General features: G+C 44.7%; 23 protein-coding genes and 1 other RNA gene. 7 read left to right on the forward strand and 17 right to left on the reverse strand.

Features of this window, described 5'->3' with window-relative positions:
- Positions 1–8: 8 nt before the first annotated feature.
- Positions 9–2,036: a tetratricopeptide repeat protein gene (locus DYU05_RS02960; RefSeq protein WP_117381480.1), complete on the reverse strand. Its 2,028-nt coding sequence runs from the start codon at positions 2,034–2,036 to the stop codon at positions 9–11.
- A 211-nt stretch (positions 2,037–2,247) separates the two neighbouring features.
- On the reverse strand, positions 2,248–2,781 hold the full coding sequence (locus DYU05_RS02965; protein WP_117381482.1) for a DinB family protein: 534 nt from the start codon (positions 2,779–2,781) through the stop codon (positions 2,248–2,250).
- A gap of 158 nt (positions 2,782–2,939) precedes the next feature.
- Here DYU05_RS02965 and DYU05_RS02970 point away from each other — a divergent pair, with 158 nt between their 5' ends.
- On the forward strand, positions 2,940–3,833 hold the full coding sequence (locus DYU05_RS02970) for a hypothetical protein (protein ID WP_117381483.1): 894 nt from the start codon (positions 2,940–2,942) through the stop codon (positions 3,831–3,833).
- Between the two features lie 89 nt (positions 3,834–3,922).
- Here DYU05_RS02970 and DYU05_RS02975 read toward each other — a convergent pair whose 3' ends face one another.
- From DYU05_RS02975 to lepB, 6 genes are all read right to left on the reverse strand, one after another.
- Complete coding sequence (locus DYU05_RS02975) at positions 3,923–5,299, reverse strand: sigma-54-dependent transcriptional regulator (RefSeq protein ID WP_117381484.1); 1,377 nt, start codon at positions 5,297–5,299, stop codon at positions 3,923–3,925.
- An 807-nt stretch (positions 5,300–6,106) separates the two neighbouring features.
- Positions 6,107–6,478, reverse strand: an RNA gene (gene rnpB, locus DYU05_RS02980) — RNase P RNA component class A.
- A gap of 100 nt (positions 6,479–6,578) precedes the next feature.
- A complete protein-coding gene (msrA, locus tag DYU05_RS02985; RefSeq protein WP_117381486.1) occupies positions 6,579–7,247 on the reverse strand; it encodes a peptide-methionine (S)-S-oxide reductase MsrA in 669 nt (222 codons plus the stop codon).
- A 320-nt stretch (positions 7,248–7,567) separates the two neighbouring features.
- A complete protein-coding gene (locus DYU05_RS02990) occupies positions 7,568–7,807 on the reverse strand; it encodes a DUF3820 family protein (protein WP_235853940.1) in 240 nt (79 codons plus the stop codon).
- Between the two features lie 28 nt (positions 7,808–7,835).
- Positions 7,836–8,774 carry an MBL fold metallo-hydrolase gene (locus DYU05_RS02995; RefSeq protein WP_117381487.1) on the reverse strand — a complete coding sequence of 313 codons (939 nt, stop codon included), beginning with the start codon at positions 8,772–8,774 and terminating at the stop codon, positions 7,836–7,838.
- Positions 8,775–8,839: 65 nt separating this feature from the next.
- Positions 8,840–9,952, reverse strand: coding sequence for a signal peptidase I (lepB, locus tag DYU05_RS03000; RefSeq protein ID WP_117381488.1), 1,113 nt, complete (start codon positions 9,950–9,952; stop codon positions 8,840–8,842).
- A gap of 114 nt (positions 9,953–10,066) precedes the next feature.
- Here lepB and DYU05_RS03005 point away from each other — a divergent pair, with 114 nt between their 5' ends.
- On the forward strand, positions 10,067–11,695 hold the full coding sequence (locus tag DYU05_RS03005; RefSeq protein WP_117381490.1) for an alpha-amylase family protein: 1,629 nt from the start codon (positions 10,067–10,069) through the stop codon (positions 11,693–11,695).
- Here DYU05_RS03005 and DYU05_RS03010 read toward each other — a convergent pair.
- The gene (locus DYU05_RS03010) at positions 11,692–12,426 is read right to left on the reverse strand and encodes a heavy-metal-associated domain-containing protein (RefSeq protein ID WP_117381491.1); all 735 of its coding nucleotides are present in this window, start codon (positions 12,424–12,426) and stop codon (positions 11,692–11,694) included. The genes DYU05_RS03005 and DYU05_RS03010 overlap by 4 nt on opposite strands.
- 331 nt (positions 12,427–12,757) lie before the next feature.
- Complete coding sequence (locus DYU05_RS03015) at positions 12,758–13,276, reverse strand: helix-turn-helix domain-containing protein (RefSeq protein ID WP_205771775.1); 519 nt, start codon at positions 13,274–13,276, stop codon at positions 12,758–12,760.
- A 182-nt stretch (positions 13,277–13,458) separates the two neighbouring features.
- Between DYU05_RS03015 and DYU05_RS03020 the strand changes: the two genes are divergently transcribed.
- Positions 13,459–14,301 carry a phytanoyl-CoA dioxygenase family protein gene (locus tag DYU05_RS03020; protein ID WP_117381494.1) on the forward strand — a complete coding sequence of 281 codons (843 nt, stop codon included), beginning with the start codon at positions 13,459–13,461 and terminating at the stop codon, positions 14,299–14,301.
- Between the two features lie 74 nt (positions 14,302–14,375).
- Here the strand turns inward: DYU05_RS03020 and corA are convergent, their stop codons facing one another.
- Both corA and DYU05_RS03030 read right to left on the reverse strand, forming a co-directional pair.
- Entirely contained in the window at positions 14,376–15,500 is a 1,125-nt protein-coding gene (gene corA / locus DYU05_RS03025; RefSeq protein ID WP_117381495.1) for a magnesium/cobalt transporter CorA, read from the reverse strand.
- A gap of 2 nt (positions 15,501–15,502) precedes the next feature.
- Positions 15,503–16,114: a WbqC family protein gene (locus DYU05_RS03030; protein ID WP_117381496.1), complete on the reverse strand. Its 612-nt coding sequence runs from the start codon at positions 16,112–16,114 to the stop codon at positions 15,503–15,505.
- Positions 16,115–16,154: 40 nt separating this feature from the next.
- Between DYU05_RS03030 and DYU05_RS03035 the strand changes: the two genes are divergently transcribed.
- Entirely contained in the window at positions 16,155–17,039 is an 885-nt protein-coding gene (locus DYU05_RS03035) for a lysophospholipid acyltransferase family protein (protein WP_117381497.1), read from the forward strand.
- Positions 17,036–18,079, forward strand: a complete 1,044-nt coding sequence (locus DYU05_RS03040) for a glycosyltransferase family 2 protein (protein WP_117381498.1) — start codon at positions 17,036–17,038, stop codon at positions 18,077–18,079. Before DYU05_RS03035 ends, DYU05_RS03040 begins: the two co-directional genes overlap by 4 nt.
- A 45-nt stretch (positions 18,080–18,124) precedes the next feature.
- On the opposite strand, the gene DYU05_RS03045 is transcribed toward DYU05_RS03040, so the two are convergent.
- Entirely contained in the window at positions 18,125–20,653 is a 2,529-nt protein-coding gene (locus DYU05_RS03045) for a mechanosensitive ion channel family protein (protein ID WP_117381500.1), read from the reverse strand.
- An 84-nt stretch (positions 20,654–20,737) separates the two neighbouring features.
- Positions 20,738–21,160, reverse strand: coding sequence for a type II 3-dehydroquinate dehydratase (aroQ, locus tag DYU05_RS03050; RefSeq protein WP_117381501.1), 423 nt, complete (start codon positions 21,158–21,160; stop codon positions 20,738–20,740).
- A gap of 40 nt (positions 21,161–21,200) precedes the next feature.
- Between aroQ and xerD the strand changes: the two genes are divergently transcribed.
- Positions 21,201–22,109: a site-specific tyrosine recombinase XerD gene (gene xerD / locus DYU05_RS03055; RefSeq protein ID WP_117381503.1), complete on the forward strand. Its 909-nt coding sequence runs from the start codon at positions 21,201–21,203 to the stop codon at positions 22,107–22,109.
- Here the strand turns inward: xerD and prmC are convergent.
- On the reverse strand, positions 22,099–22,977 hold the full coding sequence (gene prmC, locus DYU05_RS03060; protein WP_117381505.1) for a peptide chain release factor N(5)-glutamine methyltransferase: 879 nt from the start codon (positions 22,975–22,977) through the stop codon (positions 22,099–22,101). The genes xerD and prmC overlap by 11 nt on opposite strands.
- 8 nt (positions 22,978–22,985) lie before the next feature.
- The gene (locus DYU05_RS03065; protein WP_117381506.1) at positions 22,986–23,516 is read right to left on the reverse strand and encodes a 5' nucleotidase, NT5C type; all 531 of its coding nucleotides are present in this window, start codon (positions 23,514–23,516) and stop codon (positions 22,986–22,988) included.
- 180 nt (positions 23,517–23,696) lie between these two features.
- Between DYU05_RS03065 and DYU05_RS03070 the strand changes: the two genes are divergently transcribed.
- Entirely contained in the window at positions 23,697–24,362 is a 666-nt protein-coding gene (locus DYU05_RS03070; protein WP_117381508.1) for a hypothetical protein, read from the forward strand.
- 78 nt (positions 24,363–24,440) lie between these two features.
- Here the strand turns inward: DYU05_RS03070 and DYU05_RS03075 are convergent, their stop codons facing one another.
- Positions 24,441–25,100 (reverse strand): hypothetical protein, encoded by a 660-nt coding sequence (locus tag DYU05_RS03075; RefSeq protein WP_165851961.1) that lies wholly within the window; start codon positions 25,098–25,100, stop codon positions 24,441–24,443.
- Between the last annotated feature and the right edge of the window lie 37 nt (positions 25,101–25,137).

Raw genomic sequence — 25,137 nt, forward strand, 5'->3', positions numbered from 1 at the left:
CCGATGCGCTATTTGCAATACGTGGCCAATTGCTCGTTTGCACCCGGCGTACCAAGTTGTGATGCCTTGTTTAGGTCTGCACAGCCGCCGAATTTATCACCTGACTGCGCCTTGGTTAACCCTCTGTTTAGGTAAGCCAAACCATTTTTGGAGTCCATTAGAATTATTGTAGAAAAGTCTTTTATAGCTGACGTCCAATGTTTTAAGTTCATGTTTGTTATCCCACGTGCCAAAATAACTTCAGTGCTCCCGGGTTCAAGTTTAAGGGCGGTGGTTAAGTCTTTCCGCATGGCGAGGGTATCGCCCAATGCACTTTCAGCAATTGCTCTGCCGGCGTAAGCTTTAGTATTGTTCTGATTGAGTAACAATGTGTTAATGTAATCGTATTGCGCGCCCAGGTATTCCTTTTTAGCCATTTTTAGCTCTGCACGGGCGAGGTAACCCTCATCATTGGTCTCGTTAAGAGAGATGCCTTTGTTGATGTCCTTAAGAGCTTCATCATACTTTTGCAGCGCTACCAGGCTGTTGCCGCGATTAAGGTAAGCCTCTGAAGATGATGGTGAAAGCTTAACGGCGAGGTCGTGGTCTGCCATTGCGCCGGTGAGGTCTCCCAGCTTGCTTTTTGCCACGCCGCGCCAGCTATAAAAGTTGGTGTTTTTGGCATTTACCTGCAAGCCGTTATCAAACAGTTTTACGGCTTCAGTATATCTGCCGCTGGCAATCAGCGCTTTACCGTAAGCAATGTATAAGTCGTTATTCTGCGGGGTAGACTCGATAGCTGCTTTGTAATCTCCCAGGCTACCTTCAACATCCCCGCTTTTCATCCTCGCCCTGGCCCGGTGCAGCAGTGCGTCCGGGTTACGCGCATCAATCGATAATGATTTCGAATACAGTGCAATAGCACCCGCATAGTCGCGCTGTGCCGCTTTTATGTCTCCGCTGCCTACATAAGCGTAGGATGCCTTTGGCTCCATTTTAATGGTGGTCGCAAAGTCGGCAAGTGCGCCGGTGGTATCATTCAGTTCTATTTTGGCTTTGGCGCGGGACAGATACCCGTAAGCATTCTTAGGATTGATTTTTATAGCAGTATCAGCGTCGGCAAGTGCTTCTTTGAAATCCTTCATTGATATCCTGATGTCGGCGCGGTTCTGATAAGCCTCATCAAACTTGGGGTTCATTCTTACAGCTGTGGTGAGGTCATCAAGCGCTTCCTGTTTCTCGCCAACATTGTTTTTTGCAATGCCCCGGCCAAGGTATAAATCAGCTTTTTTAGGGCTTTGCTCTATAGCTTTGTCAAAAAACTCGATTGCACCTTTACTATCATCTGCATTGCTTGACGCACTTGCAAGGTATTGGTACAACTGGGCCATTTGCGGATTAAGTTCGATAACCTTTTTGTAATCTGCTATAGCACCTTTATAATCGCGCAGGTTTACTTTAGCGTTGCCACGGTAAAACCATGCTTCGGCATTCTCAGGCTTTAATCTTATAGATTCGTTGTAATCAGCTATTGCACCTTTGTAATCGCCCATGTTGCCCTTTGAGTTGGCCCGGTAAAATATCAGGTCGGCATCGTTCGGCAGCAGCTTCGCAGCAATGTCCATATCAGCAATAGCACCCTTATTGTCTTTAAGGTTTGCTTTTGCCACGCCCCGGTATTTATAAAGCTCTCCAAACTGCGGGTTAAGCGATATAGCTTTAGTAAAATCATCAACAGAACCCTGGTAGTCTTTCAGGTTGCTTTTTGCGTTTGCACGATAATGCCATGCGTCAAGCAGCCGTGGGTCTAGTTGAATGGCTTTAGTAAAGTCGGCAACAGCGCTGGTGTAATCGGCCAGGTTGCTGTACGCATTGGCCCGGTAAAGATACGCGCGCGCTACAGAGGGGTTCAGCTGAATAGATTTGCTGAAATCTGCAATGGCTTCTTTATAATCTTTCATGTTGGCCTTTGTGTTACCGCTGGTGAGGTAATCGCTGGCAGATTGAGCCATGCACATGGCCGGGAACAGCAACAGAACAAAAAGTAATTTCTTCATTAAACTAGTTTACCAAACGTCCCTAAGATACGTAAAAACAGAAATATGGTTTAGTAAATGCCCAATTTTGGGCTGTTTTAAGCTATAGTTTAATACAACTAAAAGCTATGGTTACAATGTTGAGCAATAAGAACATTGTACTTGGCACGGGCTGATCAAACAAAAAAAGCGAAGGATAACATCCTTCGCCTTTTTGAATTTATATACGTATTTAAAACAACATCTCAGGGGGAGGGGTAACACCTTTAAGCCTTAAGTAAGGTGTAGTTTGGCCGCGATGATGAGTTTGATGCTCGAAACCTTTTGCCAGCATCTGGCCTTTGCTGGCCTTCATGTCTTTGCCCATTGGCAGCGTAACCACTTCGGCAAACTGAGCTTCGGTCATCCCTTGTATAGCAGCTATAGCAAAATCATAGCTATCCAGCACCGCTTTGGTAGTGGCCTCTTTTGTTTGGGCAACCGTTTTCTCTAATGATACGTTTTTGCCCAGCGGGCTTTCTTTGCCACTTGCTACACCTACAAAAAAGTAGTTTGCATCTGCAAGGTGCAGCATCTGTCCGGCAAAGCTGCGTACCTCTGGTGTAGCTTTAAAGGCGAAGCCATCTGCAGGCATTGCATCCAAATAGGCTTTAGTGTAATTTTTAGCACGTGTCCACTCACTCACTATCTGGTCTTTGGTTAACTGCGCAAATGCAGATACGCAAGTAAAAGCCATAAAGGCAACTAACAGTAATGTTTTTTTCATGATGGGTTTAATTTAGTGCTGCTAAGGTAAGTTAATAACATCGTAACTTCCGTTTATAGAAATTTTATAGAGCGTTTGTTTTTTTAGATATTTGACAGCTGTTGATAAAAATATTACATCAGCAACTTATCTATAGCATTCCTTGCCTTATACAATTGATGAATAACAAAACACAGAAGAACTGCAACAACTGCGGTGCACAAGTATTTACGCAAGCAGGAAATAAAATTAAGTGCGATTACTGCGGCAGTATTTTGGAAGACAACAACCTCGAAGTATCTGCTAAGCCGCAGAATGCTTTAGGCAACTCAACACCATCAATAAAGCCCCCCACTGTACAAGAAACCAAGCCGGATAGCGGTACAGGGATAATAATTGTTGCTTTTATCATAATCTTAATTTTCGCAATAGTTATGGGTGTTAACAATCGGTCGCATTCAAATCAATCTAGTTACTCAGATACGCTTTTGGCCGATTCAATAAACTCACCAGATAAACCAAACACCACTAAAAATAGCGCTGATGAAACGCCGACCTACGTTAAAACGGCGCTTGAAGAGATGAAACCCGTACAGGTGAATGTTTCTGTTTTTAAAAAGCTGTACCGAAATGCGTGGAAGAAAAAAGATCCATTCTCTGGTTCAACAGTAGTTTATGATAAATCGTCTCCGCGTTACGTTAACTACAACGGCGTTTTTGCTTATATTAATATGGAAAGTACCGGAATGGAACTTCGTTTTTGTATTCAGTATACGGCAGACGAATGGCTTTTTATAAAGAACATGACTTTTAATGCCGGCGGGGAAAACTTTTACTATGCACCAGTTTTTAAAACGGACAACGGTGCTGGTGCCATATGGGAGTGGAGCGATGATGCAGTGTCTGATGCTGATCTGCCAATGCTGATTAAGATTGCTACATCAAAAAAGGCAAAGGTAAAATATGAAGGTGACAAGTACTTCAAGGTGGTTAATATTTCCAAAGCGCAGCAGCTAGCTTTAAAAAAGCAGTTGCAGATTTATAAAGGATTACTTCTCAAATACGATAAATAACAGCTTTACAAAAGAAAGTCCCGAACGCATTAAGCGTCGGGACTATTTCGTATAGTTTCCGGGGCATCGACCACGTTCTGGGCGATTGTTTATTCTCCCCGCTTCAAACCAAATTTTTCTATTTTACTGTAAAGGTGACTGCGCTGTATATCAATATCATCGGCAGTTTTAGATACGTTCCAGTTGTTCTTTTCCAGTTTAAATTTGATGTACTCGCGCTCGGCAAAGTCCTTATATTCCTGGAAGTTGGTAAACTGATCGAAATCTGTCTGCGGGGCAGGGGCAGCGGCTGTAGCAGCAACCGGTGCGGATGGATTTGCAAAAGATTTTACGTCACCATCAGTAATCGTTTTATCGCTTAAGATAATTAAGCGTTCTACCATGTTGCGCAGCTCGCGGATGTTACCTGTCCATGGCAATGCTTTTAAGGCTTCCAGCGCAGCGTCTGATATCTTTTTGGTAGGCATGCCGTACTCGTTGCATATCTCCTCTAAAAAGGCTTGTGTCAGCAGGGCAATATCGTCCCGGCGTTCTACCAATGGCGGTACGTGTATCAGTATTACGCTTAAACGGTGGTAAAGGTCCATACGGAAGTTGCCGGCTTCAATCTCCTTCAACAGGTCTTTATTGGTTGCCGCTACTACCCGTACATCAACGTCTATCTCTTTCTCGCCACCCACACGGGTTATTTTGCTTTCCTGTAATGCACGCAGCACTTTTGCCTGTGCCGATTGGCTCATGTCGCCAATCTCATCCAAAAACAACGTACCACCGTTCGCAGACTCGAACTTACCGATACGCTGCTTGATAGCTGATGTAAACGAGCCTTTTTCGTGACCGAACAGTTCACTTTCAATAAGTTCTGAAGGGATAGCGGCGCAGTTTACCTCTATTATAGGGCCATTACTGCGATTGCTTTTCTCGTGGAGCCAGCGTGCAACCAGCTCTTTACCGCTACCATTTGCACCGGTAACCAGTACGCGGGCGTCAGTAGGGCCTACACGTTCTATAGTTTCCTTAATTTTAATGATTGCCTGAGATTCACCGAGAATAGGGCGAACCTTGGATACCTTACGTTTTAAAACCTTAGCCTCAACAACCAGGCTACCGCGGTCAAGCGCGTTACGTACGGTTATGAGCAAACGATTCAGATCAGGCGGTTTTGATATAAAATCGAACGCGCCTTTTTTGCTGGCCTCCACGGCAGTTTCTACTGTGCCGTGGCCGGATATCATAATAAACGGAAGGTCCGGCTTAATGGAAAGCCCTTCGGTAAGCACTTCCATACCGTCCATACGGTTCATCTTAATATCGCACAACACCAGGTCGTAGTCGTTCTTACGGATAAGTTCCAACCCGTCTACGCCGTTATCGACATCTTCTACTGTATAATCCTCGTATTCTAAAATTTCCCGGAGAGTGCTACGGATCGACCGCTCGTCATCGATTATTAAAATTTTTGCCATTAGCTGTTAAACTAAAAATAGGTAGTAATGTTTTGGTGCTAATATAAAAAATGTATAGAATATTAAACACTTTTATTCAGGATCAATCGACTCACCCCGACGTGCTTTGCTCTCGATTCTTTCTCCGCTACGCGCAAGGTGAAGTAGCAGACGAAAAAAGAGTTAAAACCCCTCTTTGCGTAGCAGAGAGGGGCACGGGTGAGTCAACTTACCAATTGCACGCTCAGCATCGACTCACCCCGACCTTGCTTCGCTCGTCGACCCTCTCTCCGCTTTGCGCAAAGAGGGTTAAAAAGTAGCAGACGAAAAAAGAGTTAAAACCCCTCTTTGTGTAGCAGAGAGGGGCAGGGATGAGTCAACTCACCTCAGCATCGACTCACCCCGACGTTGCTTCGCTGGTCGACCCTCTCTCCGCTGCGCGCAAAGAGGGTTAAAAGGCAGCAGACTAAAAAAGAATCAACACCGCTCTTTGCGTAGCAGAAAGGGGCAGGGGGTGAGTTAACTCACCAAATAACGCGCTCAGCATCGACTCACCCCGACGTTGCTTCGCTCGTCGACCCTCTCTCCGCTTTGCGCAAAGAGGGTTAAAAGGCAGCAGACTAAAAAAATCAACACCTTTGCGTAGCAGAGAAGGGCAGGGGTGAGTCAACTTACCAATTGCCCGTCTCAGCATCGACTCACCTCAACGTTGCTGAATCGTCGACCTCTATGCGAGAATCGAAAAAAGGGGAGAAAGTTAATAGTAACGTTGCTCTCAGCTAGGCGAATGGAAGCTAAATAAAAAAGCCCCCTTCAAGAAGGGGGCCGTTCAGCAGCAAAATTATAAGCCGGGTTCTGTTCCCTTATAAAAAGGGCTTCTATCATTTATCTGGCCCTGCCGTTGCCGGCAGGTTCAAGCAACCTACCCATCCTGGCGTAGCTTTCGCTAAGGGAGCGAGCAGCTCCGCTTCCAGGACCTATTTGGTTTTTCAACTCCTGAGGTTTACCGCGATACCGGTCGCCCGGCAAAGCCGTGAGCTCTTACCTCACGTTTTCACCCTTACCCCGCGAAGGGCGGTATATTCTCTGTGGCACTTGCTGTCGCCCGCTGTGGGCGCCTTCCCGTTAGGAAGCAGGATGCTCTGTGTTGCCCGGACTTTCCTCCGCCCGGTGAAGGGCAGCGATAGAACGTTTTGCAATGGCAAATGTACGATGTCTGTATTAGAATTTACAGAATTTGGGAATTTACAAGATGTTGGTTACAAACGATATTCTAAAATCTTGTAAATTCTATGATGAATTATTTCTGAAACTCAGGCTTTAGCTCGGCCTTCATTGCCTTACGGAACTTCATAACCTTGGGCTCAGAAACACTGCTGATGTAAGGGTTATCGCCATGTATGCGGTAATAGCCCTGATGATAGTTCTCTGCAGTATAAAATGCTTTAAAAGGCACTACTTGTGTAACTATAGGGTTGCTGTAATGCTTGGTGGCATTCACTTTTTTAATGGTGTTTTCCAATGTCGCTTTTTCCTCAGCGTTGCGGTAGAACACAATTGAACGGTAGTCAGTACCTACATCCGGTCCCTGGCGGTTTAGTGTGGTAGGGTCATGCGCAAAAAAGAATGCTTCGGCTAATGTTGCATAGCTGATCACCTTAGGGTTGTAGTAAATTTGGACAACCTCAGCGTGGTTGGTTGTGCGGCTGCTTACATCTTCGTAAGTAGGGTTAGCGGTGTTGCCACCGGCATAACCCGAAACTACTTTGTTAACACCTTTTAACTCACTCATAGCCTCAGCCATGCTCCAGAAACAACCGCCGCCGAATGTGGCTATTGCTTCGCCAGCGGCAGCTTTTGGAAGCGGTGCCATCGCGTTTTGGTTGGTCTTTTGGTTAGTCTTCGGTTGTCCGTTTGCGCAACCCACAAACAGAATAATAGATGCAAAATATAATGCTATTTTCTTCATGATCTTTTTTATAGTATTTGTATGAAGATACGACGAAACCTTACAAAGTGGTTGTCATTTAAGCGTAAACGTAGCATTGTATCAACGGGTTCTCAGGTGTCCCAACTTGTATACTTTTTTGGTGTCCCAGCATTAAAAATTAAAAAGCTATATAATTAATCAATGAGCTGGTCAACAGGTATTTGTAAATTTTACCTAAAGTATTTGTACTGTCCCGGTGTGTCCCGCTTTAACAGTATAAACTCTTATAAGACAACTATTTGCGTATTTCAGGTGTCCCGGGTGTCACGCTCTCAAAGCGGGACAGTTTATCAGCGCAACTACTTGAGTGTTTTATCTTTTAAAGCCCATAACAGTTTGTCGAGCCCGTTAATTTTAATCTCGTAAGCGGTACGCATCAGCATACCCAATTTTCCTTCGGGGAAGGCGTTCTTGCGGTGCATCCATTCCAGGTAACTTACCGGGATATCGCACACCAGCGTGTCCTTATATTTACCAAATGGCATTTTAGTTTTTACAATATCTATTAGCAGCTGCGGATCGGGGCCTATGTTTTCCACTTGCCGAAGTTAGCTAAAGCTAATCGGCTTACCACATTTTTGCTGCTTTGCTTACCAATAAAAAACCAACCAAGGCACCGGTTATTGCAGCCGCCGTTTTTAGCTTGGTGCTACTCCTGTAAGGCGGAACGTACATTACACCATCCTCATTGGTTATAGCAGCACGCCGGACATACCTGCCGGTTGCAGGCACAGCAATTTCCTCAAAACGGTTAGCCAGGTAATTTAATTCTCCCTGCAATTCTTTTCCACGCATTACAGGGCCGTGCCCGGTCGCCGCTATACGAGGCTGCAGCGCTGCAAGCTTACGTACCGAACGTGCAGCAGCTTTCCAGTCGCTAGTAATGTATTTGGGCGGGCCGCTAACCTTCTTTTTGTAGGTAAGCAGGTAATAAGCGGATTCGGCCTGAGTGGTAGTAAAAGCATCACCTGCTATTAAGGTTGTATTTAGCGGGAAAAACAGCGATATATGCCCGGCAGTGTGGCCAGGAGTATGAATGACACGCCATTCGGGTAGCTCAGGAATGCCGTCGTACATATCTATTTCCCGAAGGTTCTTGCTGATGTTTATGGGCTTGGTAGAGAACATTACTGACATCAGGCTCATCAATCCGCCGCCAGTTTCAGGATCGACCGGTGGATACGAAGAGCGGCCTGTAAGGTAAGGTGCTTCCATGTGATGTGCGTACACGGGTACATCCCAAACTTTAAGCAACTCGCAAACAGAGCCCGCGTGGTCAGTATGACCATGGGTAAGCACTATAGCCGAGGGACGAGTGCCCGGGCCGAAAAGTGCCTCGGCCATTGCAATGATCTTTTTTTCTGATCCCTTAGTGCCGGTATCCACCAGCACCCAGCCCTTACCCGCACTGCGGCGGTTGGCTATCATGTAAATATTAACAAAGGCAAGGCGCATGCCCCATACGCCTTGTCCAACCTGGAAGTATTTTACTTTTTTTGTCAGCATAAGTTATAATGGTACTATGCTAACAGTATTGGCTAAGAATGGTTTGTAATCAGCAGCAGGATATGTTACTGGTCTACGCTGTGAATAGGCCTGAAGATGCGATTCCAACGTACTTTACTGAAGAACGAACCTTCACTATCCAGGCTCATCCAGGTAATCACCGCCTTACCTACAATGTGATCCTCAGGCACAAAACCCCAAAAACGTGAGTCTTCGGAATTGTGACGGTTGTCACCCATCATCCAGTAGTAATTCATTTTGAAGGTATAGGTATCGGCCTTCTTATCATTAATATAGATGTCTTTCCCTTTAACTTCGAGTTTGTTGTGTTCGTAAACCTCAATAGCACGGCTGTATAGCGCCGTTGTAGAGTCGTTTAGCTTAATGGTTGTGCCAATTTTTGGGACAAGGAGTGGGCCAAAGTTATCCTCGTTCCACTTGAATAATGTACTCTGCGGAAACACGCGGATGTCGGCAGCACCTTTGGGTTCTATCACCGGCTTAATCGACTTTATACCAGCAGTTGCTTTAAATTCGTTATAACTATCTGCCGGGATAATCATCTCGTAATTAGCAGCGTCCAATTGTTGCCGTACTTCGATATGCAGGTTCTGAATTAGCTCCGGGTTAAGGTTATTGCCATCAGTAGTTACTATGTAAGATGTTTGAGCTTGCGGATGGTTCTTCTCCGCTTTTCCATTAGCATAAACTTGTCCATCAACAATAGTGATGATATCGCCAGGTAAGCCTACGCAACGCTTGATGTAGTGAACACGCATATCTACCGGCCGCGGTACAACCTCTGCCGGATAATTGAATACTACAGCATCGCCAATCTTGACCTTGCCTAAACCCGGCAAGCGATAGTATGGCAGCTGTAAGCCGTCCCAGTAAGTTTTTATATTTAAATTAGTAATGGTGGATTCGGTAAATGGAATAGCTATGGGCGTCATAGGCATCCGCGCGCCATAAGCAAGCTTACTCACGAAAAGATAATCACCGGTCATCAAGCTGCCTTCCATAGATGCGGAAGGGATAGCAAATGCTGAAAAAAGTAACCCTCTTATGATAGTAGACGCTACTAAAGCAAACAAGATAGCATCAAGCCATTCTCGCGTTTTGCTCTTTTTAGGTTTCGTCGCATCAGCTTTTTTTTGGGAGAAAAATTTCCAATTCATGTGCTTATCGTAAGTTGATTATAACATTCCGTTATTTTTAGACCTTCATACTTTCTATTTGTTACAACATATTTTAGATTAAATTTTTAGTTTTAGCGCAACAACAAAACATCTATGTTAAGACGCAATTTCCTTAAGCTTTCTGTCGCAGGTACCGCCGCGGCTATGTTCAGTAATCTTACTTACGCCGCCGGAGCGTTCGCGCTGGTACAACAGCCCGACGCTGCCTGGGCAAACGTAAACGACCAATGGGTGAAGATGACCCGCAGCGGAACTGGATTCATCTATCAGGATATCCGAGTAGATATCAAATCCGGCGCAGATTCAAAATCTGTATACATTCAGTCGCCTAAAGCTGAGTTGATGGGAGTGAGGTTAACCTGGAAGAACAAAGTAAAAAGCTTTAGCAAAGTCCTTGGCGACCATTGGGAACGTACCTATGCCGATATGGGCTGGAAATCTGTAGACGCAAAAGTTAAAAATCCGTGGTATGTTTTAATTAATGATGGCACAAACACCGCTGCCTTTGGTGTAAAAACCGGCTGCAGTACTATTTGCTGGTGGGGAGTAAGCGAAGATGAGCTTGCACTTACAATCGATACACACTCCGGTGCTGGCGGCGTAAAACTTGGCGATCGTAAGTTGCACGCCGCAGACATAATAACTACTTCAAGTCGCGCCGGAGAGAATGCTTATGCCACTGATCACCGCTTTTGTAAGATGATGTGCCCCAAACCACGTTTACCTAAACAGCCGGTGTATGGTATTAATGACTGGTATGTGGCATATGGTAAAAACTCCTACCAGACTATAAAAGACCAAACTGCTGCCATGGCGCAGTTTGTAACTAACGCTGCTAACAAGCCATTTTCTTTAATTGATGATGGCTGGCAACAACCTGATGACTTTTCTATAGCTAATGAGAAGTTCAAGGATATGCACAAGATGGGTGAAGAAATAAAGGGCTTGGGTATGCGTCCTGGCCTATGGACACGACCACTGATTGCCCGTAAGGATGACAGCAAAACGCTGCTTTCACCGAAAATAAAAGGACGTGACCAAACTGATGAATTGATACTCGATCCCACTATTCCCGAGAATATTGAACGGGTTAAGCGCAACATTCGCTTATACAAACAATGGGGTTATGAAATGGTTAAGCACGACTTCAGCACCTGGGATATCTTCGGCAGGTGGGGCTTCCAGATGAAAGATACCATGACGGCTCCCGGCTGGACCTTTCAGGATCAAACCAAAACTAACGCCGAAATCATCAACAACCTGTACCAGGCGATAAGAGGAGCAGCGGGTGACATGTACATTATTGGCTGCAACACTATGAGCCACCTTTCTGCCGGTGTGTTCGAGCTCAATCGCATTGGCGACGATACCAGCGGCCGTGAGTGGGAGCGTACTAAAAAGTACGGTGTGAATACCCTGGGCTTCCGTTTGCCGCAGCATAATGCATTTTACGCGGCTGATGGCGACTGCGTGGGCCTTACAAAAGATGTGCCTTGGGAAAAGAACCGTCAGTGGCTGCAGTTGCTATCTGAAAGCGGCTCACCTCTGTTCATATCAGCAGAGCTTGATATACTGGACGCGGACAAAAAAGCCGCTATAAAGACAGCTTTTGCTCACGCTGCCCGCGTTCAGCCTACAGGCGAGCCATTGGACTGGATGACCAATCCACTGCCTGCCAAATGGAAGCTGAACAACCGGGAGGTGAATTTTAAATGGGACTAAATAGTAGCCATAAGCATTGCTGCGCTCATTAGTATCATAACGGCGTCCTCGATAATTGTAAGTGTGCTCATGGGGAGATTAAATACCGAACCAAGGCAGGCGCACTGTATTTGCTTTTTATTGAGGACGCTTTGCAGTACCCCGATGATGCTTACACCCATTACCAGCAGCGTGATAATATTTACCACTACCGGATTAAAGTTAACAACGTAAGCTATTCCAAGCCCAAGCTCCAGCAAGGCGTAAATAATGCCCCAGGCCTTAAACCTGCGCGCCACAACATCATACATGGCGTAGCTATCTGCAAATGCCTGTAGGTTTAGCAACTTAAAAAAGGAAAAAGCCAGGAAAAAGCCAGCCATAAATACACGCATAGCCAGCATCCAGTTAAAGCCTGTAGTGGTGCTTACAAGTAGCGATACCACCAGTATATAGCCGAACAGCAGCAGAACAGGCTTATATGTTTCAACAAAGGAGCGCTTTTCTTCAGTATCGACAAACGCTGGCACGTTGTGCTGCTGGTTTTCTTCTGTCAAACCATATTTTGGATAGGGAGCGAAAGCGGCCTGGAGATCTGCTATAGGAACGTGATGATCCATGCTTACTGTCGCTGTATTATTTGGTAGATCGACCTCAACGTTGGTGATGCCGGGAATAGACGATAGCACCGACTGCACTTTAAAAACGCAGCCCTGGCAGGTCATTCCGGTTATATGATAGGTATGTGTCATTGTTATTAATTTTATGAGACAAAGATACGTCACCACAGTGCCGCAGTGTTTATGTAATCATGTAAATGGTTTATAAAATCTACTGATTGATGATGTTGAGTGTCCCGCTTAAAAAGCGGGACACCCGGGACACCTGAAAAATATAAAATATTGGTAAATAGCTTTTTAACTGGAAAGGGCGGGACACCCCGGGACAGTACAAAAACTTTAGTTAGGTTTTGTTAAGTAGCTAATAATTAGAATAATAAACGATTTTACACTATTTTGAGTGTAGTTAAGCAGGACAGCAAATTTGGGACACTTAATAAAGCACCTTTAATGCAGATATGCTCTAAATATCCTCTATGTTCCGGCGCTTATTTTCCTTTAGAGATCTGTAGTAAGTGGGCGTAAGTCCCGTCTGCTTTTTAAACTGCGATGAGAGGTAACCCACGCTGCTATACCCCATTTTATCGGCAATCTGCGAGAGGGTCAGTTCATCGTACATCAATAGTTCTTTAACTTTCTCAATTTTTTGAGCGATAAAGTACTTTTCTATCGTGGTGCCTTCTACCTCGGAAAACAAATTGCTCAAGTAGCCATAATCGTAGTTGAGCTTACCCGCAAGGTAATCGGACAGGTTGGTGCCGGGTTGTTCTTCCTGATGATGAATCAGGCTGATAAGGGTTGTTTTTACCTGTTCTATTATGCGGCTTTTCCGGTCATCTATTATCTCGAAGCCCAGTGGTTTTAATTCATTTTCGAGCCTTTCATAAGCTAGCTTATCAGGTTCGGTAGTAAGTTCAACTTCACCAAGCTCAACAGATAAGGGCTTTAATCCGGCTTGTTCAAAAGCGGATCTTACAGCCATTTTGCAGCGGCTGCAAACCATGTTCCGGATGTACAGTTTCACGTGTCAAAAGTAACCATCTTAAGGCATTATGATGATCAGGCCTCTGTAACTTATTTTTCACTCAGCCATTCTGCAGTTAGCAAGTCAACTAATAAAATACATTGCAATTGTTTACATTTACTATAACCAATTACAGAACCATGCAAAGCAACACGCTCAATGAAAAACAACTTGCGCAATACCGCAGAGACGGTTACATCATCATAAGGGATTTCTGTAGCAGCGCAGAAACGGAGAAAATGTATAACGCTGCCGTTACCGATACTGCCATGAGCAAGAACGCGCTTGATCTTAATGATCAAACCGGGAAGAAAACGCGTTTATCGCTTTGGTTTACGCCTGGTAATGATGTGTTTGGTTACCTCACCCGCAGCAAAAAGATGATAACGCCGGTAGCACAACTCTTGGGTGAACATGCGCCGGTATGTCACTTCCACAGCAAACTGATGCAAAAAGAACCCCGTGTAGGTGGTGCCTGGGAGTGGCACCAGGATTATGGCTACTGGTATAAAAATCAGTTTATGTTCCCTGATGAATTGATGAGCGTGATGGTTGCGCTGACGCGGGCTAATAAACAGAATGGATGTCTCCAGGTCATCAAAGGATCGCATCGGCTTGGCCGGGTTAATCATGGTTTTGCAGGCGAGCAAGTAGGCGCGGATATGGTAATGGTTGAAAACGCCTTAAAAACTATGGAACTTGTTTACTGTGAACTAGAGCCCGGCGATGCGCTTTTCTTCCATAGCAACCTGCTCCACAGGTCTGAGGCAAATTTGTCAGACACGCCGCGTTGGTCTATCATAAGCTGTTATTCGTTACAGTCTAACCTGGCCTACAACGAAACTTCAACATCATGGAAAGTTCCGGTGGACATTGTACCTGACGAGGCTATTTTGGGTTGGGCGGCAGCACCACTGTCTGATAATAATTTTCTTTCGAAAGAGAATGACCCAGCCTTAAAGAAAACCGGCTGGGAGCAATAGGTGGCAATTGCATGGTTTGATCGGGTATGATAATCCTCCGAACGGAGAGATTTAGCCAAAGTGTGGTAAAGAGGCTACAATTTATTAAACCAGCCTTTTTTCCAAAAGATAAACACCTGTATTAAACCTAGCAGTATCATACCACCAATTGCATATACGTAACCATGCCGGGTGTAAAGTTCGGGCATGTTGTCTGGTAATAAATGTCCATGATCGTCCGTCCGGCTAAAGTTCATGCCGTACACACCCGCTACAAACGTCAGAGGAATAAATATTACGGAGATAATGGTGAGCACTTTCATGATCTCGTTCATGCGGTTACTTACCATACTCAGGTAAAGGTCAATAATACTGCTAGTTACCTCTTTATAACTCTCTACCATGTCCATTGCCTGTATACAATGGTCATATGCATCACGCAGGTATATTTTCACGTCTTTGGTGATCAGGTCGCTTTCACTGCGTATCATATCATTGATCTTGTCCCGCTCCGGCCAGCAGGAGCGTCGTATGATAATCAGGGTACGCTTTAACTGCTGTGCTTCAAACATGATGCTTTTGTCGGGACGCAGATAAAGCTTATCCTCGGTAGCATCGATACGATCGCCTATTTGCGACAACACTACAAAGTAATTGTCCAGTATGGTATCGGTAAGCGCGTAAAATATATAGCCCGGCCCGGCAGTACGTATAAGGCCCTTACCTGCCTTTAAGCGGGCTTTTACAGATTCAAAATAGTCGGTATGGCTTTCTTCAAAGCTGATGACAATATTGTCCTTTACTATACCGCTAAACTGGCAATTTACCAGTTCGTTATTTTTGTTGAAAAAAATGATGCGGCTGGTGCCAAAAACGTAGTTGTCGTATTCGTCAAATTTAGGCCGCTGATGAGTATTCACCACATCCTCCAATACCAGGTGATTAATGCCCAGGAAAGTACCTATGTCCTCTATCAGTTGAGCATCACCTAAGCCGTTAATTTTTATCCAATGGGTGTGATCGTTACAAACCTTAATCTGCTCGGTAATGGTTTTCATGTCCGTGCCTTCGCTGGTTTGGAGATCGTTTTGGTTGAACGAGTAGATCACGATCTTGGGCGGCAACGCGTCTTCCGGAATGTCGATGGTTCCGGGCTGCGCACCCACGTTAATTTTAGACTTGCGGTTCTTGAAGTGTACGCGGGTGTTAAAAGTGCCCATTACTATAAATAATTTACTGCCTGCGGCCCCTGGTTAAAAAGGAGGTCTACGATGCTCAGGTTCTTTAAAAACCCATGCCGTTCATCAAAAACCTGAAAATAGGGTTTTTGTTCCACCACAGGGGGCGTTTTAGCGCTCATGCTATAACGCATATCGTTTGGGCCGTTGTACTCTGCTTCGTAAGTTTCGGTAAATTGCATTGGAAGTTTTATTTTCATCAGCTTAAGCAATAGTTCCAGCAGCTCCTGGTTGTAATCAAACAGGAAGTCGTAGTGCTTCTGGTAAAATGGCGCAAACTGATCTTCGTAGTACTCAAAATAGGCCGAGCGCCTGTAGCAGCTTTCCAGGCTCATCCAGTGCAGGCGCTGCCACCTGAAATCGTAGCTGATTCTTACATCTTTTATTTTGGTGTGGGTTTTAGATCCTTTTATAACCGGCACCACCAGGCTCAAGGCACCATCAGGGGAGTAAATGTTTGCTCGGTTGCGATAGGTTTGCTTTGGGAAGTGTTCTTCCTTTTCTATTACCACGTCCGGCTTAAATTTGTTAAGCTGGGTAAAGTATTCAACGGGTGGGAGGTAGAACAAGGGTAAAACAGCGCCGCGATCTATCATGATATATTTTCCTATTTTTGCAGCAAAATTGGTTAAAATAATGTTAAAAAAGGCGGGTGGCAATGTGGGTATATTTTTCTGGTACCTGTTTTCGTTGCTGCCGTTCTGGTTCCTGTACCTTGTATCAGACTTGCTCTACCTTATCATGTACCATTTGATAAAGTACAGGGTGAAAGTAGTAAGAGAAAATTTGCAAAATGCTTTCCCGCAGAAAACGGTTAGCGAAAGGCTGAAGATAGAACGAGAGTACTTTCGCTATATGGCCGACTTACTGGTAGAAACCTTTAAGATGATCAGCATTAGTGAAAAGGAACTGCGTAGACGTATGCGGATGCTAAATCCCGAGATTGTAGAGCACTATTTTAAACAGGGCAGGAGCATTATAGCAGCAGCGGGGCATTACGGCAACTGGGAAATGTCTGCACTAGCGTTTGGCTTGCTTACCCCAAATAAAACCATTATTGTTTATAAGCCGTTGAACAATCCCATTTTCGACAACTTCCTGAACAAGCAGCGTGCAAGGTTTGGTTCTACAATGGTGTCTATGAAGCAAACATTACGAACCGTGCTTTCGGTAAAAAACGAGCGAACAATAACCGCCCTGGCATCAGACCAAACGCCTGGCATAAACGAAGTAAATTACTTCACCAGTTTTTTAAACCAGCCTACAGCGGTTTTCCTGGGGATAGAGAAGCTTGCAAAAATGACGGATGCTGTGGTGGTATTTTACCGTATAGAACGCATCAGGAGGGGGTATTACACCTTTCAATTCATACCCTTGATAGAGCACCCAAAAGAAACAGCTGAGTACGAGATAACCAACACCCACGTAGGATACCTGGAGCGCCAAATAAATGAAACGCCGCAGTATTGGTTATGGAGCCACAAGCGCTGGAAATTTAAACCCGAGAACTTTAATAAATGAGTAACCTGCCCAAAGTTGCCGTAGTAATACTAAACTGGAACGGACAAAAGTATTTGGAGCAGTTCCTGCCTTCGGTACTGGCATCATCATACCCAAACCTGCAGGTTGTTGTGGGCGATAATGCGTCAACAGATGGGTCTGTAGCCTTCCTTAAAGGCAGGTACCCTGATGTGGCTATTTTAGAGAACAGCGAGAATTACGGCTTTACAGGCGGGTATAACCGTGTACTAAGCGGCGTTGACGCAGATTATTATGTGTTGCTTAACTCTGATGTTGAGGTGGAACCAGGGTGGATAGAACCCGTTATAAAGCTAATGGAAAGTGATGCAGCAATTGCAGCAGCAGGGCCCAAGCTGCGGTCTTACCATCAAAAGAGTTATTTTGAGTATGCGGGTGCAGCCGGAGGCTATATTGACAAGTATGGTTATCCATTCTGCAGAGGACGTATATTCACGGAACTGGAAGAGGATAATGGGCAATATGACAAGCAGGATGAAATCTTTTGGGCATCCGGCGCGGCGCTGTTCATAAAAAAGGTGTACTGGGATGAGGGAGGCGGTTTTGACGAGAGTTTTTTTGCCCACATGGAAGAGATTGACCTTTGCTGGCGGTTAAAGAATATGGGCTATAAAATTGTCTATTGTCCGCAGTCGGTAGTGTACCATGTAGGCGGGGGCACGCTTAACGCCGAGAGCCCTTTTAAAACTTACCTCAATTTCCGTAATAACTTGTTGCTCTTGAAAAATAACCTGCCAGGTAGAAAAGCGTTTAGGATAATATTTATACGTTTCTGGCTGGACCTGCTTGCATTGGTGAAATTTCTAGCAGATGGAAAAGCAAAAAATGCCTGGGCAATTAGTAAGGCGCACAGGAACTTTGTGCGGGGACTTTTTCAATCAAAAAAACTACAACCAAAAGCCATCGCCGTTCCGCAACGTAACCATATCGCATCTCATACCTACAAACGCAGCATTGTGTGGGATTTTTTTGTAGGAAAAAAGAAGAGGTTCAGTGAACTGGATAAGCAGGATTTCAGCTGAGGTGTAACTTCTTTTTATCTAAAACAGCCAACCATCGGATTCTTTTTAATTACCTGATATACCGCTGTCAACATCCTTTCTATCTGCATTAGTATTTGATTTGGCCTTACCGGCAAACAGATCAGTTTGCGTTTCTGTAAGGCGTAAGTGAAGGTCACGCTGCGGAAAAGGTATCTCAATTCCTTCCTGAGCAAAAGTGGCGTAAATATCTGTTAGTATATTACTTTTAAGTGATAGCCACTTGGTAATATCTGCAGCCCAAAACAATAGGCGGAAGTCTACCGAGCTCTCATTAAGATTATGTACAAACACCAGAGGCGCGGGGTTGTCCATAATGTCTTCCCGGCTGCAGAGCAGGTCCGTTAGTACCTGTTTTACCTTTTCAATGTCCGATCCGTACGCTACACCGATGATCAGCTCCACACGGCGGTTGTTGTTGCTCAGCGTCCAGTTAATAACGTGATGTGAAATAAGATCTCCGTTGGGGATAATTACCTCCGCGCCATCGCTGGTGGCTATCTTACTGCTGCGGATGCCAATTTCCATGATGGTACCGCTACGGTTATCCACCTCGATTATGTCGCCTATTTGGATAGGTTTTTCAAATGCCAGGATAAGGCCTGATACCAGGTTATTCACAATGTTCTGCAAGCCAAAACCGATACCTATACCGAAAGCACTAATAATAATGGTGATCTTATCCAGCGGGAAGCCAGATGCGGTTACTGCCAGCAGAAAGCCCACGGCAAAAACAGCGATCTTAATAAGCAGGGTAGAAGTGCGGTTCTTCTTTTTTAGTATGTCTATATCAGTAGCGCTTTTGCCGGCCACTTCATAAAGGTAGCTGATAATTCGGGCAGCTACGGAAGAGAGCCAGATAACTGCAATAAAAATAATGATGCTCTGGAATGTAAATGTGGTATTTGCACCACCCAGGCTGCGTGTTTGCGTTAGAAAGTTCTTGATGTAAGTGAACACCACATCCTCAATACTCAGGTTTTGGGTAAGCATTACCAACCAAAGCACTGCGGCAAGTACCGTTAAAATGCTGCGGAACTTGTTCTGTAGCATCTTGAAGTCGATAAAAGAACTTAGCGAGTTGCTGTTCTTGTTACCCTCTAACTGCAGGAACATGCTTTGCATAATGATCTGCACCAGGTAATACATGCCCAGCGCCAGCCACAGGTTATACACTGCTGTAACGCCAATTATCTTGGATAAGGTGACCCTTCCAAACAGGTTGCAAAGGAATGATGCGGTTAGCAAAATGATAAAGAACCGCAACACCGGTACCGTATAGGGGAGGTAATCCCCGGGTTCCTTTTTCACTACCAGGTAAAAACGGTAGCTAACCACGGCAGTAGCCAAAGCTAACAGTAATACGATTACCCTGTCGGTATCACATACCTCAACAAATAAATTACTGAAGCTATAAACGGCTGTAAGGCAAAACAATATACGCATGAACTTAAACAACTCAGGCGGACAGGTGCGCTTTACCAAAACAAGTATCGAAGCAATAAGGATGGTGAAAAATATCTCTAGCACTACTACCGGTGGATGGTCATAAAAGTTGGGTACAATGGCAAAGGTTACCACAAGGGTTGAGGTGAGCGGCGAGAACGCCACGTATTTAGCATGTTCCAACACAGTGTGCGGGGCGTCCTTCACATGCATCACCTTGCGGGTATTCGTGTAGATCCAGATAAAGAACAGCACAAGTATCATTAGACCTGCAAAGTGGATAAGCGGGTCGCGGCCTACAAAGAAGTTAAGCAGCCGGCTGTTCATGTTTATCGTTTTTGATAACGCCGACGGGAAATCCGTTTCGGTATTGTCGCCCATGTGCCAGATGCTGTTGTCCTCGTCGGACAAGGCCTGTACGCTGAACTCTCGTATCTTAAGATCTATCTGGTCACGAAGGTCTATGAGCGAAATGTATACCGATGCCACCCGGTTCTGCAATAAACCTACTTTAAGCAGAAGCTTTTTGTTAATGGTATCCAGCCGTTTATGTTTAGAATCGATGGCTATTTTCTGCACCAGAAAGGATGTACGCAGGCTGCTATCTGCCGGCACAATGCGCAGGCCAGAGTCTTTGCTCATGGCCGAAAGCTCACTCTGGTTCTGTTGCAATTTGGCGTTGATGTCGCTTAGTCGCTCCTGCCATATATCCAGCTGAGTGTCGCTGCGCGTAAGTATATCGCGAATGGCGTAGAGGTAACGCAGGGTACTGCTCCTGTCGTTGTCTATAAGCGTCTTTATAAGCCCTACACGGCGTTCAAAGGATGGCAGGCCTGTACTGATGTCGGCTGTATCGATATTGCGCGACAGGCTTGTTTTTATCTGGTTGAACGAACTGGTATAGTATTCTATTTTTTGTAGCAGCGTGTTAATAGTGGTATCCGACTTCTTAAACGACCTCATCATCGAATCGCGGCGCAGGATAGATTGTCGCAACGAGTCGCGCACGCTCAGCTTACGTTCCTTTTTAGATGATTGTGCTACACAATCAATTGTGAATAAACCTAGTATAAGCAGTAACGGAGCAAATATTTTAACTACCCGATTCATTGTGAGGTATAAAAATGCTTATGATTTAAATAGATTAATCGCAATAACACCGGATTTATTGTCAGGTTTTGGTTAGTACGCAAACTACAGCTCAATTAAAAAGCTTTCTATCCCCAACTGGTATGAGTTCATGCCGAAGCCCGCTATGACACCTTTGCAGCTGGCAGCCAGCATAGAGGTGTGCCTAAACTCCTCACGCTTGTAAACATTGGAGATGTGTACCTCTATAACAGGGGTGTTAATTGCCGCAATAGCATCTGCTATAGCAATGGAAGTATGGGTGTAGGCTCCGGCGTTCAAAACAATTCCGTCGTAGGTAAAACCTATCTCGTGCAGTTTGTTTATAATTTCGCCTTCAACGTTGCTCTGGTAGTAATCTATAGTTAAATCGGTGAAGCGCTGCCTTAAGGTTTGCAGGTAGGTTTCAAAATCGGTATTGCCGTAAATAGATTTTTCCCGAACACCAAGGAGATTTAAATTAGGGCCGTTGATAATTTGTATCTTCATTTGCTCAAACTTAAATATAAAACGCTAAAACAAAAATCAATTGAACAGAGCTTCAGCAACAAAAAGCTTTAAGGCTTACCTCAAACTGGAACGCTCTTTATCAGCGAACTCTATAGATGCATATACTAAAGATATAGATAAACTTTATCAGTATTCTGAATTACAGGTAGATAAGAAATCACCTACAGATTTTTCTTTAACAGATCTAAGGGATTTCATCGCTTGGGTAAACGAGTTGGGTATGATCCCGAGCACACAATCGCGCATTATTTCGGGTATCAAAGCATTCTATAAATTCCTGCTGATGGAAGACCATATCAAGTCAGACCCATCTGAATTGCTGGAAACACCCAGGATAACCCGCAAGCTGCCGGATACATTAAGCGTACAAGAAATTGATCAAATGATTTCCGCTATAGACCTTTCCAAACCTGAAGGCACCCGCAACAAAGCGATGCTGGAGGTATTGTATGGGTGCGGCCTGCGCGTGTCTGAACTGACAGAGCTTAAGCTGTCTAACCTACATCTTGAAATAGAATTTATCAAGGTCACCGGAAAGGGAAGCAAAGAGCGCCTGGTACCTATAGGCAGTGCGGCTGTTAAGGCTTTAAAGTTATGGATAGAGCTGGTGCGGGTACATGTCCCTGTACAAAAGGGTGAAGAGGATATGGTCTTTTTGAATCGGCGGGGTAAGCGGCTGTCGCGGGTATATGTGTTCCTGTTGATAAAAGAACTTGCCGCAACGTTAGGTTTAAAGAAGACCATTAGTCCGCATACGTTCCGGCACTCGTTTGCAACCCACCTGGTTGAGGGAGGCGCAGACCTGCGTGCGGTGCAGGAGATGCTTGGTCACGAAAGCATCACCACAACGGAGATCTATACACATTTAGACAGGAGCTATTTGAAAAGCGTAATAACCGAATTTCATCCCCGGTCTACTAAGCCTTAAGCGGCGCTGTAGCTCTGATCATTCTGTCGCGCAGACTCATATCTTGCCTTAACTGTATGTCTGTAAATTGCTTTGTATTGAGCAGCTTAACTGTTTCTTTCCCGTAACTTTCATTTATCTCAAAGAAAAGATATCCGCCAGGATTTAACTTTTCTGCAGCAATATCCGCTATGGCACGATAAAACAGCAGCGGATCATCCTGCGGTACAAATAAAGCCGTATGCGGTTCAAAGTTGTTTACGTTGGTGTGCATCAAAGCTTTGTCAGCAGGCGTTACATAGGGCGGGTTGGACGCTATAACATCAAACGTATCAAGTTGCGAGGTTACCGATGTATCAAGAACGTCGGCGTTGATAAAGTTAATCTCCGCATTGTTCATAACTGCGTTTCGTTCGGCAGTTTTCAAGGCTTCGGTGGAAATGTCAATGGCGCTTACAGCAGCGTTAACCAGGTTGTTTTTAAGACTGACGGCAATGCAGCCGCTGCCTGTGCCAATGTCCAGCAAATGAATTGAGGTTGGGCTTTGCGGTGGTTTCCTGCAGGTCTCTAAAATCCACTCAACAAGTTCTTCAGTTTCGGGGCGGGGGATGAGTACAGATGGATTTACCAAAAAGGATATCCCATAAAACTCTGTACTACCAAGTATATATTGCACCGGTTTACCTGTTTTAAGTTCGCCGAGTATTTTAGGTAGTCGCTCTTCAACATCGGCGGGCACGTTGTCATCAGGAAAAGCTTTTATTTTTGCACGTGAATAGCCGGTTAATTCGCCAATCGTCAGCATAGCTATCGCTTCACTTTCAGTCGGGCCATACAAATCGTCAAGGGCGTTGTGAAAGCTGGTGAAAACCTGTTTTATGCTTTGCATAGCGCTGCTTATGCCTCCTTGTCAAATAACGCCAATACTTCGTTCCAGTTGTTTACACGCACGTGGTTGCTATAGCTTACGTTATGAAATGCATGAAACATAATGGTTTTACCTTTAAAGTTATCAAGGTTTCTAAGGTGATCATCTATCATGTAGTCCGTATTGATAATGCTTTTATCGCCACAAAAGATAATGTTGCGCCAGCTGATAAATGGAAAGTGTTCATTCAGCCAGGCAAGTTTTTCACCAAGACTAAGCGGGAACTCCATCGCTGCGGAAACAATGTACACCTCGTACTTTTCATTTAGTTTTTGCAAAGCTTCTACAGCACCATCCATAACCTTCAAGGTACGGAAGAAATTTGGCGAAAGCACCATTTTGCGTGCAAGCCCTGCTTCAGGGAAAAGCGTGTCATCACTTTTTCCCACCAGATCCTCCTTGGTCAGCAACACGCCATAGTCGCGATGATACCAATCAACAAACTGTTGTTCTACATCGGCAATCACGCCGTCCATATCTATAGCTATCGATTTTTTCATAATGAAATACTTACTGAACAGGTGAAAACGCAGATGAAACCAACTAAAACGATAGTTCTTGCATGTTATTGCTGTTGTTGAGGGCGAAAATACATCTAAAAAAAATAAAGTTTCAGACGAGTATTTAACTAAAATATTAGTTGTTAGAGGTCGTTAAAGACGAAACTTAAAACCAATAACATGAAAAAAACACTCTTTACAGTAATCGCATTTATTTTATTTACAGGTTGTGCCTTTGCGCAAACAGACAAGGGTAACAGCACTCTGGGCATCAATCTTCAGTTTTACAGAGCAACCACCAACAACAACATCTTTGATCAGGCATCGGGAACTATGTACACTCAGGATCAAAAAAACACCAACTTTTACATTGGCCCCAATTTTAGCACATTCTTGAGCAACAATCTCGATCTGGGTGTGGGACTGCAATACGGCTTAACTAAGATTAATAATGTCGGAACGGCCTACTACACTCAAAAACAAACAAATTACAACTACGGAGCCAGTATTTATCTGCGCAAGTATGTTATGTACGAAAGTAAAATAGGGATACGCACTGGTCCATATTTCACTTACAACCGCAATAGTTCAACCGTTACCAACTTGAGCGGCGGAAGCGGTATGGAGACTAAAACTACTGGCAACTCATATACTGGTGGATTAAATCTCGATCTCTTGTTTTACCCAACTAAAAAACTGGGGGTAGCACTTATGCTTGCCAATTTAAATTACCAGCACTATAATGCCGACAGCGGCGTCGCGGGCAACAGCGACGGAGATGGCGTAAACTTTAACTTTATTAATAATGGCTTAGGCGTATCTGTGTTTTACACTTTTGGCAAATAAATAGCTTAGGCTCTAAAATTAAATGGCGACGGGTTAAACCGCCGCCATTTGATTTTAAATATCAGGTGATAACAATAATTATTTGTGAGAGGCCTTTACTTTCTCAAAATATTGCAGCAGCTTATCCATGTTTTTAAGGCCGAATTTACCTGCCCGTATCTGCTCTACCACTTCAGGCTCGTCGCCCATAGCTTCGCTCATTACGTCAACAAAATTTTCATTAGTAATGTGCTGCATGGTCGCGGTGTTACTGCCGTAGTAATAAGTGGCTTTTTGTTTGCCGCCACCGCCATTGCCGCCGCCGAGCGATATACCTAATCCACCTCCATACGATGTGCCGTAGCCACCGCCGGTACTCAAGCCAAACCCCGGGGAAACATGTATGCCGCCACCGCCACCACCGCTGCCGGCCCCACGAGTAACATAAATCTTGGTATCGCTGTCCACAGCCACACGCACGAAATCGTACTCTTTTTTGGCCCAAGTTTCGTTACCCGGCGCATGTGCCACCACAAAGCTGTCCTTACCAATTACAAATGATTGCAGGTCGCTGGTGCTAAGCTTATAAGGATTGGTTTTCTCGCCATCCTTAAACTCAATAAAACCTTCGTTCTTTATAGGTCCGCTGCCGCCTGGGTTCTGGTAAATAAAACCGTCCGACCGGTTGCCTTTTGCATCGGTGAAGTGGCCGGGAAGCCATTTTTGAGCAAGCGCAGATGTGGCTGATGCGGAAGACATCAACAAAACTATTCCGAATATTACTTTGCTGTGCATA

It is taken from the genome of Mucilaginibacter terrenus (genome assembly GCF_003432065.1).
GTDB classification, from domain to species: domain Bacteria; phylum Bacteroidota; class Bacteroidia; order Sphingobacteriales; family Sphingobacteriaceae; genus Mucilaginibacter; species Mucilaginibacter terrenus.